This window comes from Ensifer sp. R1-3 (assembly GCF_056739175.1).
Genome location: NZ_CP096515.1, coordinates 3,351,202 through 3,361,038, shown reverse-complemented (window position 1 = coordinate 3,361,038; position 9,837 = coordinate 3,351,202). Strand labels below are relative to the sequence as shown.

Here is a 9,837-nt window from a genome sequence, read left to right as displayed (position 1 = left end):
TGGGGTTCGATGCCCGACCAGGTCACATTCCCATTAGCGATTTCGCGATCAGCCCCGTTTCGTTCTTTGCAGCAGGGGATTGGTCAGTCGACGTTCCGACTGAACACAATTGTCGTTGGCCTAGAGTTGATAGCCGACGGCGGGAGCAAAGCAATTGATCTCCCGGTTGTTTGGAAAAAGCCTGATACTCCGCAAAAAGCCCGGCAGGTGGCCGATCAAGCGCGGCAGTTTGCGCTTACGTCAGCTCTTGTCTACAGCTCAGATCTCTTTGATCAGTTTCTCAGGCAGTTGGTCAGGCTGAAATGGGCCGACTTCCCGGAAGAGGTTGTGAAGGTTGTTTCTAAAGAAGTTACCAAGCCAGAGGGCAAAGCCTATTCGGTTACTGAGCGAGTAGAGAAATTGGCTGACTACCTGAACGTCGATGAGCGCACCGGCATTGCAATGCTAGCGTTGCTGATCGAGTGGAGAAATAGCATCGTCCACGGCGCAAAAACAAGAAAGCGGTCGATTGGGAACAGCTCAAGGAACGTGCTTATGGAAAATTCAGACCTTTTATCGAAAAAATACTCCAACATTGATGTTTCGCTAACGATTAATCGCTTTGAGAGTGGAGAGCAGCCACGACGTAAAGATACGACAGTGTTGATCGCGAGTTGTCAAAATTTAGCTCGGATACTCGATCAGGCCACGATCCGAAACATAGCAAAAACAAGGGATGGGATAATATACCTTACGGAAAGTCTGTTGCGAGAACGATGGAACTCTGAGGGGGGCCGGGATGAATACTGCGCCGTGTGGAACAACAACAAAGTGGGACGCCGTATCCTATTCGAGAAAGTACTCAATCAATTGGGCATATCACGTACATCGAAGCCGGTTTCGGCATGCTTAGACGACGGCTTTGTCGAGGATTTCGTCGAGCAAGATAGAGCAAGCCTTGAGAAACGGCTCGGTTTGGCCGCAGCGAATGCAACGAAGTAATAAATGCGCCGCCTAGAGAGGGTAGAGCGATCGGGATCGATCACGTTCCCGGCCCGTACCCGTGCTTGTTGATGGTGATGAAGATCGGCCCCTCGCAATGCGGTGGCCGGGGCAACATCGCGGTCGACCCAACGGAACTGCGATGTTGCGCCCGTGCGCGTCCTGATCGGTTTTCGAGCGGCAGACAGTGACAAGCAAACCGTTAGGACATCAACGACATCGAGGGCGGCAGGCTCTAAACGCTGCGTGGCGGCTTTCGAGATCGCGGCGAGCTGCCGCAGCAGTGTGGCGACATCGCAGGTTCCGGTCTTCTCCGCAAGGTAATTCCCGTTCGCTGCCGCTCCGGCCCTCGAAAAAATTCATGGTCAACATCGTTCAACGCCTGAAGGCCATCCCTCCGGTTAGATCCTCTCCTGGTGCCAACTGGTGCCAATTGAACTCCCAAACACAGTTCAAACAGACACCAATTCACACACATGTCGCGGCAACCGGATTGGTCAGTGATGGGGAGCCAAAGTGTTACGACAATTGCTAACCATCGGAAAGCGTGCAGAAAATTGCCAACCGGCTATCGCGCAGCTATGAGAGGATGGATGGCGGGCGCAATTTTGACATCGTAGGGGTCACAAGTTCGATCCTTGTCACGCCCACCATCCAAGTTTCAAAAGGGCTTACGGGAAACCGCAAGCCCTTTTTCAATTCCCCCAACCTCCACTGCACGCGCCGGCCGACACAAGCAACTGAAGCCGAGACCGGAACTTTGAACGGCGGCGATTCTGCTAGCCTGTCGAAAGCGCGCGGGTTTTCCGAAGCGTTGTCACGCGTTCTTCATGTTCGCCTGTTAAGAGATACCTACCTCGCCATTGACCACGGATGTACTGGCATTGGCTGAAGGTGTTGAGGAAGGTCGGGTTCAGCCCGGCCTTTTTTCTTGCGTGGAGCCGCGCCGGCGCTGGCGCGCGCCGCCCGGAAATAATCTGGCGCGGAAGATGACGCGCGCGCAATTTTGCGCTACTACCCCCTGCAACGGCGCTCTGCGATCGCCACATCCGCCTAATGACATTCGTCCGTGAAGGAACACGTTCATGCCTGCCTATCGCTCCCGCACCACCACCCACGGCCGCAACATGGCCGGCGCCCGCGGCCTCTGGCGCGCGACGGGCATGAAGGACAGCGACTTCGGCAAGCCTATTATCGCGGTGGTGAACTCGTTCACGCAGTTCGTGCCGGGCCATGTGCATCTGAAGGACCTCGGCCAGCTCGTCGCGCGCGAGATCGAGGCGGCCGGCGGCGTCGCCAAGGAATTCAATACGATCGCGGTCGACGACGGCATCGCCATGGGCCATGACGGCATGCTCTATTCGCTGCCCTCGCGCGAGATCATCGCCGACAGCGTCGAATATATGGTGAACGCCCATTGCGCCGACGCCATGGTCTGCATCTCCAATTGCGACAAGATCACCCCCGGCATGCTGATGGCGGCATTGCGCCTCAACATTCCGGCCGTCTTCGTCTCCGGCGGGCCGATGGAGGCCGGCAAGGTGGTGCTGCACGGTAAGACGCATGCGCTCGACCTCGTCGACGCTATGGTCGCGGCCGCCGACGACAAAGTCTCCGACGAGGACGTCCAGATCATCGAGCGCTCCGCCTGCCCGACCTGCGGCTCCTGCTCCGGCATGTTCACGGCCAATTCGATGAACTGTCTGACCGAGGCGCTCGGTCTGTCGCTGCCCGGCAACGGCTCGACGCTCGCGACCCATGCCGACCGCAAACGCCTGTTCGTCGAGGCCGGCCACCTCATCGTCGACCTGGCGCGCCGCTATTACGAGCAGGAGGACGAGCGGGTGCTGCCCCGCAACATCGCCACCAAGCAGGCCTTCGAGAACGCCATGGCGCTCGACATCGCCATGGGCGGCTCGACGAATACGGTGCTCCACATCCTTGCCGCCGCCTATGAGGGCGAGATCGACTTCACCATGGACGATATCGACCGGCTGTCGCGCAAGGTCCCGTGCCTGTCGAAGGTCGCTCCGGCGAAAGCCGACGTGCACATGGAAGACGTACACCGAGCCGGCGGCATCATGTCGATCCTAGGCGAGCTGGACAAGGGCGGCCTCATCAACCGCGACTGCCCGACAGTCCACGCCGAGACGCTCGGCGACGCGATCGACCGCTGGGACATCACCCGCACGTCGAGCGACACTGTCCGAAAATTCTTCCGCGCCGCTCCCGGAGGCATTCCGACGCAGGTTGCCTTCAGCCAGGAGGCACGCTGGGACGAGCTCGATACAGACCGCGAAAACGGTGTCATCCGCTCGGTCGAACATCCCTTCTCCAAGGATGGCGGCCTCGCAGTACTCAAGGGCAACATCGCGCTCGACGGCTGCATCGTGAAAACCGCGGGCGTGGACGAGAGCATCCTGAAATTCTCCGGCCCGGCGCGCGTCTTCGAGAGCCAGGACGCAGCCGTGAAGGGCATCCTCGCCAACGAGATCAAGGCCGGCGACGTCGTCGTCATCCGCTACGAGGGGCCGAAGGGCGGACCGGGCATGCAGGAAATGCTCTACCCGACGAGCTACCTGAAGTCGAAGGGTCTCGGCAAAGCCTGTGCGCTGATCACCGACGGACGCTTCTCCGGCGGCACCTCCGGTCTTTCGATCGGCCACGTCTCGCCCGAAGCGGCGAATGGCGGAACGATCGGGCTGGTGCGCGAAGGCGACATGATCGATATCGACATTCCGAACCGCACCATCAGTCTGCGGGTGGACGAGGCCGAGCTTGCCGCACGCCGCACCGAACAGGATGCCAAGGGCTGGAAGCCGGTCGAGCAGCGCAAGCGCCGGGTGACGACCGCGCTCAAGGCCTATGCGGCCTTCGCGACATCGGCCGACCGCGGCGCCGTGAGAGATCTGGGCGACCGTTAAGTCGAGCATTTCACTGTTTCATGGAAACACTGAAATGCTCTACCGTTTGACCCAACGCACTTCCGGACGGAAAACCGTTACACACTTTTCCTGGAAGTGCTCTCAACAGCATTGCAGCTGTCCCAAATGGCTCCCGCAGCGAGGGGAGCCTTTTCGTTTCGGAGCTGTGAATTCACATGTGCCGCGTCTCGGCCGGTGCGTTCCACCAATTGTTGTGGAGCCCGTCCATATATTGGATCGGCAGGGCCGCAAACTCGGCCGGATCGACACCGTCGAGGCATGCGACATTGATGGAGACGAAGGCACCGCCGATCTCTTCGACATAGCCGTGGCCATAGGGCGTCACACCGCACGCCGTGCAGAACCGATGATGGCCGCTCATCGTGCCGAACTGGTAGTCGCCGATGCCTGCCTCCTCGCACATGAGCCGGAAATCCTCCGGTTTCACGCTTGCGCCCCAATAACGCAGCTTCGAGCAGTATGAGCAATTGCAGCGGCTGGTTCCCGCTTCGAGATCGATATCGACCTCGAAGCGGATCCGTCCACAGTGGCAGCTACCCTTATGGGTCTTTTTCATCCTCGTTTCTCCCCGCTTGAATCTAGATTTTCGAGATCTGGATCACCTTCATGATTTAGGTCGGTCAACGTAAATCATGAAGGTGATCCATTCTAATAAGTAAGAGCGGGATGCGGGCGGAAAACCGCACACACTTTTCCTCATTCCGCTCCAAGGCCTGTTGAGATTCGGGCAACCCGCAGCGGCTTGTTTGCACTCCTCATCCCTGTGACGAGCACACTAGGGCATATTCTGATCCTCTCACGGGACCATTGCCTTGGGGGCAGATGGTAAACGGTTTGACGTTCGCATGCCCAAACGATGCCACGGGCAGAACGCAGAAGTGGAAGCGAGAGCCCGCCGCAAATATTCTCCCCTTGTGGGGGAGATGGCCGGCAGGCCAGAGGGGGTCTGCTCTCCCGCTCGCCCATCAGGACTACGTGACGCAGTCGTATGACCGCATCTTCGGAATGCCGCAGGGTATCCTCGCGGCAAATCGTCTTCGGCAGCATGCAGGGTTTGGCGTTTAACCCCCTCTGGCCTGCCGGCCATCTCCCCCACAAGGGGGGAGACGACAAGCGGCTTGACCTTCACCTATCCCAAACGATGCCACGGACAGAACGCAGAAGCGGAAGCGAGGGCCTGCCGCATATATTCTCCCCCCTTGTGGGGGAGATGGCCGGCAGGCCAGAGGGGGTCTGCTCTCCCGCTCGCCCATCAGGACTACACGACGCAGTCGTATGACCGCATCTTCGGAATGCCGCAGGGTATCCTCGCGGCAAATTCGTCTTCGGCGGCATGCAGAGTTTGGCGTTCAAACCCCCTCTGGCCTGCCGGCCATCTCCCCCACAAGGGGGGAGACGACAAGCGGCTTGACCTTCACCTATCACAAACGATGCCGTCGGCAGACCGCATCACTGGAAGCGAAAGCCAGCCGGTTTCTCCCCATGGCAACGGCTCCCACCACAGCCCTCCCGCAGCAGCCGTCATAAACTCCAGATGAATCTCAACGGGCCTTAGTTGAAACGCGGGATGCGGGCGGAAAACCGCACACACATTTTCCTCATCCCGCTACACGCAGCAGCAACCGGTCCGTCAGCCGCCGCTCTCGATTTCCGCGAAGATCTTCTCCGCGGCCGCCTTCGATTTTCCGGGATACTTGATGCCCTTGACGGCTTCGAGGTTCGCCGGTTCTCCAACCACGATTGCGCCGATCATGCCCATGCCGACATGCGGGGCGCATTGATACATGTAGACGCCGGGCTTGCTCAGCGTCACGGTGACTTCCTCGTTGATCTTGCCCTTCCAGGTCTCCGCACCTTCGGGGGCGCCCCCCTTCATCAGCGCGGAGTTGTGCCCCTTGTCCTTCGCGACGAAGGTGACGGTGTCTCCGGGCTGGGCGCGGATGACGGCGGGCTCGAATGCCATCACGCGGCCGTCAGCGGCTTTGTTCAGCATTTCGACACGATATTCCTCGGCATTTGCCTGGCCTGCAGAGGTCGCGCACAACATCGCCAAAAGCATCATCTTTGTCTTCAACGTACTTTCCTCTCCTTGGCGGGCGTCAACGCCCGCATGACGCCGATCACTCGGCTTTTCCGGCGACCGTCGAGACATAAAGCGCGACGGCCTCGATTTCTTCGTCCGTAAGGATCTCGTTGGCCGGCATCGGCCCGATGCCGTTGGTGACAGCCGTATTGACCCTTTCCGCGTCGGGTTTGAGTTCGTCGAGATTGGGTCCAACCTCCCCGACGGCCTCGGCATCCGCCAGCGTATGACAGAGCGCGCATTGCGGTTCCGACCGTTCGAGGAATATCTCTCTGCCGAGCGCAAGCTTGTCTTCTTCGGCGGATGCCATGCGCGGCGACAGGCCGATGGTTACACAGGTGAGCACGGCCGCGATCCGGCGGCTTGAAGCATGGGTCATGTTCTGATCCGAAACTGATAGGAGAAGATCGTGAAACAGGGTTCCGCAACATGCGGAACCCTTCGGTTGCGGTCAGGCAACGGTGAGTTTGACGGCGGGCGCACGCCAGCCGTTGTGGCCGTAGCCGGCTCCATTCATCTCGGTCTCCTCGGGCTGCACGTTACCCTCGGTATCGGTCGCGCGGCTGACGAGCGTGTAGGTCCCCCGCGCCAGATCGGCCGACAGGGCAAAAACGCGCCAGGCGAAACGGCCGAGATCGGGCCCGATGAACTCGGCTTCCTGCCACGTCTGACCGCCGTCCACCGAGACCTCTACGTTCTTGCAAGCATTCATGCCGCCGAAGGCGACGCCGGCAATCTGCACCTGTCCCGCCTTTGCAGCCTCGTGCGGCGTGGTGATCCACGACTTGACGGGCTGTTCCCAGACCGATGGCTGGTCGGGAGAGCCTTTTTCTCCGAGCGCGTGCACGCGATAGCTGGTCTTCTGGATCTTCGCGTCCGTCTCGACCTCGGTCATGGCGACGGCCTTGACATATTTGATATTGTTGACGCCGGAATAGCCGGGGACGACCATGCGCAGCGGGCCCCCATGGGCAAGGGAAAGAGGCCTCCCGTTCATTTCCCAGGCAAGAATCACATTGTCGAGGTTCGAGATCGGGACCGAGCGCTCGACCACCAGAAGCTTGGGGTCGAGCCCCGCCGGAAGCTCCTCACCGCCCGTTCCCGTGATGAACCGAGCCCCTTCGGCAGGCCCACCCAGGGCACCGACCACCGCTTTGAGAGGCACGCCGCTCCAGATGACGCAACCCGCAGCGCCGACGGTCCAGGGCGTGCCGCTCATTTTCTGGTCACCCGTCAGCTGATCCTTGAAGTATTTGCGGCCATTGCCCGAACATTGCAGTACAGTCGCCGCCGTCACCAGACCCAGAGTCTTCAGTTCGGCGACAGTGAGCGTCCGGGGCTCCTTTACGCCTGATATCTCCACCTTCCATCCGTCGCGGTCGGCGAGAATCGATTCCGGAGGCGTGTTGACGTTGTTGCGGATGTAAAGCTTCTCTTCCGGCGTAATGATACTGGTGCCGAATTCGCTTCGCTTCGTCTCCAGCGTCTTGTCGCTATGGACGATCAGCGCATCGGCGTCCTTCCAGGCCACGTAGTCGGGCAGAGGCTTCGTCTCCTTGGCCTCAGCAAGCCCACCGGTTCCGGCAGCAACGACAGCTCCGGCGCTCCCGGTCAGAAAACTCCGCCGCTTCATGGTCAGCATCTCAGTCAAGTCGCGTCTCCTTTTCCCGGATGGCAGCATGCCGATCCGATCGTCCTCGAAATGACTGGAAGAGACGACTGACGCCCCGGAAAATTCCCTCGCGCCGATCATTTTTGTGAACCGGCAGCATCGCGCGTCCGATCCGGCGATGCGTCAGCCGATGCACGGCTGACGCATCGCGCCGAGGCTTGCGATTATTTTCTGCTTTCCCCGGCCATTCTCTTCGCTCGCCAGCTTCAGAGCGCCGGCGAGAAGGGCGAAGCGGGCTTCGTCCATCCCCCGGGCTACAAGCAGGAAGCTTGCGGCGTCGCCCGACCAGGAGGCATGAAGCAGGCCGTCGTCGCTTGACATGTCGAAACCGTGCTCAACGTCCGGGCGAGCGGTCCGGAACAGGCTCAGCCGACAGCCGGAACTGCCGACGTAGCCTGTATGCAACGCGGCTTCGCCATTCACGGAGGTTTCGCGCGCAAAGACGGGCGTCAATCCGGCCGCGTTCATCTCCGGCACAAACACATCAGCGGGTGCGGAGGCCGGAAGCATTGGCGGCGTGAAAGAACCTCCGACCCAGGCCGCATGCTCCAGCACGGCATCGCGAACCGCCGCGTCCCCCGGCAGTCCCGCCGGCCCCCCCACCGGAGCCCTTGCCAGGCCGAACCAGGCCACCGCAAAGACCAGCAGGCTGGCACACGCACCCGCAGCAAACGACAGCATCCATCGGCTGGCCGGCCGCGGACGCGGCACCGTCACCACCACGATCTCCGGAGCCATTCCCGCAACTGCCGCCTTCATCTCGGACAGTTTGGCCGCGCGCCGCGCCACCGCCTCGTCGGAAGCAATCAGGCGGGCGACGCGCGACGCCTCCTCCGGCTCGAGTTCGCCGTCGACATAGGCACTCAAAATATCGGGATTCAGGTCGTTTTCTGTCATTTTCGGCCTTCTCGATGCCGCGCGAGTTCGACGACATTGGCATCGCCGAGGTGAGACGCCAGCGCCCGCCTTGCACGGCTGACCCGGCTCATGACGGTACCCTTGGGCACTGCGATCATCATTGCCACCTCCTCGTAGCTGAAACCGGATATGTCGACCAGCGCGAGGATTTCGCGATGCTCGGTGCTGAGGCGGGTAAACGCCTGGCGGACCGAAAATGCATCGACCAGCACGGTTTCCGGGGCGACCGGCGCGGGCACCAGGTCCGTGACGAACTCCTGTTCCAGGTCGGAACGCCGGCGGCGCAGGCGCGACTGGTCGATCCAGATGTTCCGAAGGATCGCGAAGAGCCATGCACGAAATGCGGGCTCCGTTTCGGGCACGCTTCGCGCATCCAAGGCGCGGGCGATGCACTCCTGGAAAATATCCTGTGCTCCGTCGCGATCGCGCGAAAGCGCGACGGCATAAGCGAAAAGCCGCGCATAATGCGGTTCCAGTCTCCGTTCAACGCGCGAGCGCATGATACCCGACATGACACCCGATCAGGGCTGCACGCGTTCCCGCCTCGAAGCTTCCGGTTCGTTCCATTTTTCCTCCGCGGCGTAGAGACGAGCGAGCTGCCTCGCTTATTCCATGATGCGCTACGTCCGCTGGCGATTTCTCGGCGCGCTTGCCGGTCCCATCAGGTCAGTGCGATCAGATCCGCCCGCAGACGTTCCGCGCCGCCCTCTCCCAGACGTTCGTCGAGCGCTTCATGGGTTGCCTTCCAGATCGGCAGCGCCTCGGCGAGCAGCCGGCCGCCCTCCGTCGTCAGCCGCACGCGTTTCAGACGCCTGTCGCCAGGGTCGGCGAACGACTCGACAATGCCTCGTCGCTCCAGCGGCTTCAGCGCCGCCGTCAACGTGGTGCGATCCATGGCGAGCACGGCGGCCACCGCGCTCATGCTCGGCGGGTCCGGCCGGTTGAGCGACATCATCAGCGAGAACTGACCATTGGTAATCTCGAGCGGTCTCAGCGCCTCGTCGAACCGACGGGCGAGCGCCCGGGCGGCGCGCTGGACATGCAGGCACAGGCAGGTGTCCCTGACGAAGAGCGTGGTGGAAAAAGGTATCGGCAGCGGCTTTGACATAAAATAGTAATGTTGATATCAACATAATTAGTCAAGCGCCGGCATGAGGCGAGCGCAAAGGAAGCGTGGCAGGAACCTTCGGACGCTGAGCGGCGTTTCAGCGCCGCACCCGCCCGACGGGAATGGCTGT

General features: G+C 60.9%; 10 protein-coding genes. 3 read left to right on the top strand and 7 right to left on the bottom strand.

Features of this window, described 5'->3' with window-relative positions; all coding sequences use genetic code 11:
• Window positions 1-9 precede the first annotated feature (9 nt).
• The 3 genes from M1D43_RS15920 (at window position 10) to ilvD (ending at window position 3,905) form a co-directional block, all read left to right on the top strand.
• Window positions 10-981, top strand: coding sequence for a hypothetical protein (locus M1D43_RS15920; protein WP_153314317.1), 972 nt, complete (start codon window positions 10-12; stop codon window positions 979-981).
• Window positions 982-1,528: 547 nt separating this feature from the next.
• A complete protein-coding gene (locus M1D43_RS15915) occupies window positions 1,529-1,873 on the top strand; it encodes a hypothetical protein (protein WP_153314315.1) in 345 nt (114 codons plus the stop codon).
• A gap of 193 nt (window positions 1,874-2,066) precedes the next feature.
• Complete coding sequence (gene ilvD, locus M1D43_RS15910; protein WP_010970221.1) at window positions 2,067-3,905, top strand: dihydroxy-acid dehydratase; 1,839 nt, start codon at window positions 2,067-2,069, stop codon at window positions 3,903-3,905.
• Window positions 3,906-4,077: 172 nt separating this feature from the next.
• Here the strand turns inward: ilvD and M1D43_RS15905 are convergent, their stop codons facing one another.
• The 7 genes from M1D43_RS15905 to M1D43_RS15875 all read right to left on the bottom strand — a co-directional run bounded on the left by M1D43_RS15905 (window position 4,078) and on the right by M1D43_RS15875 (window position 9,707).
• Complete coding sequence (locus M1D43_RS15905; protein ID WP_010970222.1) at window positions 4,078-4,482, bottom strand: GFA family protein; 405 nt, start codon at window positions 4,480-4,482, stop codon at window positions 4,078-4,080.
• Window positions 4,483-5,556: 1,074 nt separating this feature from the next.
• Complete coding sequence (locus tag M1D43_RS15900) at window positions 5,557-6,000, bottom strand: pseudoazurin (RefSeq protein WP_003533939.1); 444 nt, start codon at window positions 5,998-6,000, stop codon at window positions 5,557-5,559.
• Between the two features lie 46 nt (window positions 6,001-6,046).
• A complete protein-coding gene (gene sorU, locus M1D43_RS15895) occupies window positions 6,047-6,388 on the bottom strand; it encodes a SorU family sulfite dehydrogenase c-type cytochrome subunit (RefSeq protein ID WP_003533937.1) in 342 nt (113 codons plus the stop codon).
• Window positions 6,389-6,460: 72 nt separating this feature from the next.
• Window positions 6,461-7,660 (bottom strand): SorT family sulfite dehydrogenase catalytic subunit, encoded by a 1,200-nt coding sequence (gene sorT, locus M1D43_RS15890; RefSeq protein ID WP_192923501.1) that lies wholly within the window; start codon window positions 7,658-7,660, stop codon window positions 6,461-6,463.
• Window positions 7,661-7,804: 144 nt separating this feature from the next.
• Entirely contained in the window at window positions 7,805-8,578 is a 774-nt protein-coding gene (locus M1D43_RS15885; protein ID WP_027992148.1) for an anti-sigma factor family protein, read from the bottom strand.
• Window positions 8,575-9,111, bottom strand: a complete 537-nt coding sequence (locus tag M1D43_RS15880) for an RNA polymerase sigma factor (protein ID WP_027992149.1) — start codon at window positions 9,109-9,111, stop codon at window positions 8,575-8,577. Before M1D43_RS15880 ends, M1D43_RS15885 begins: the two co-directional genes overlap by 4 nt.
• Window positions 9,112-9,260: 149 nt before the next feature.
• The gene (locus tag M1D43_RS15875; protein WP_003533927.1) at window positions 9,261-9,707 is read right to left on the bottom strand and encodes a MarR family winged helix-turn-helix transcriptional regulator; all 447 of its coding nucleotides are present in this window, start codon (window positions 9,705-9,707) and stop codon (window positions 9,261-9,263) included.
• Window positions 9,708-9,837 lie beyond the last annotated feature (130 nt).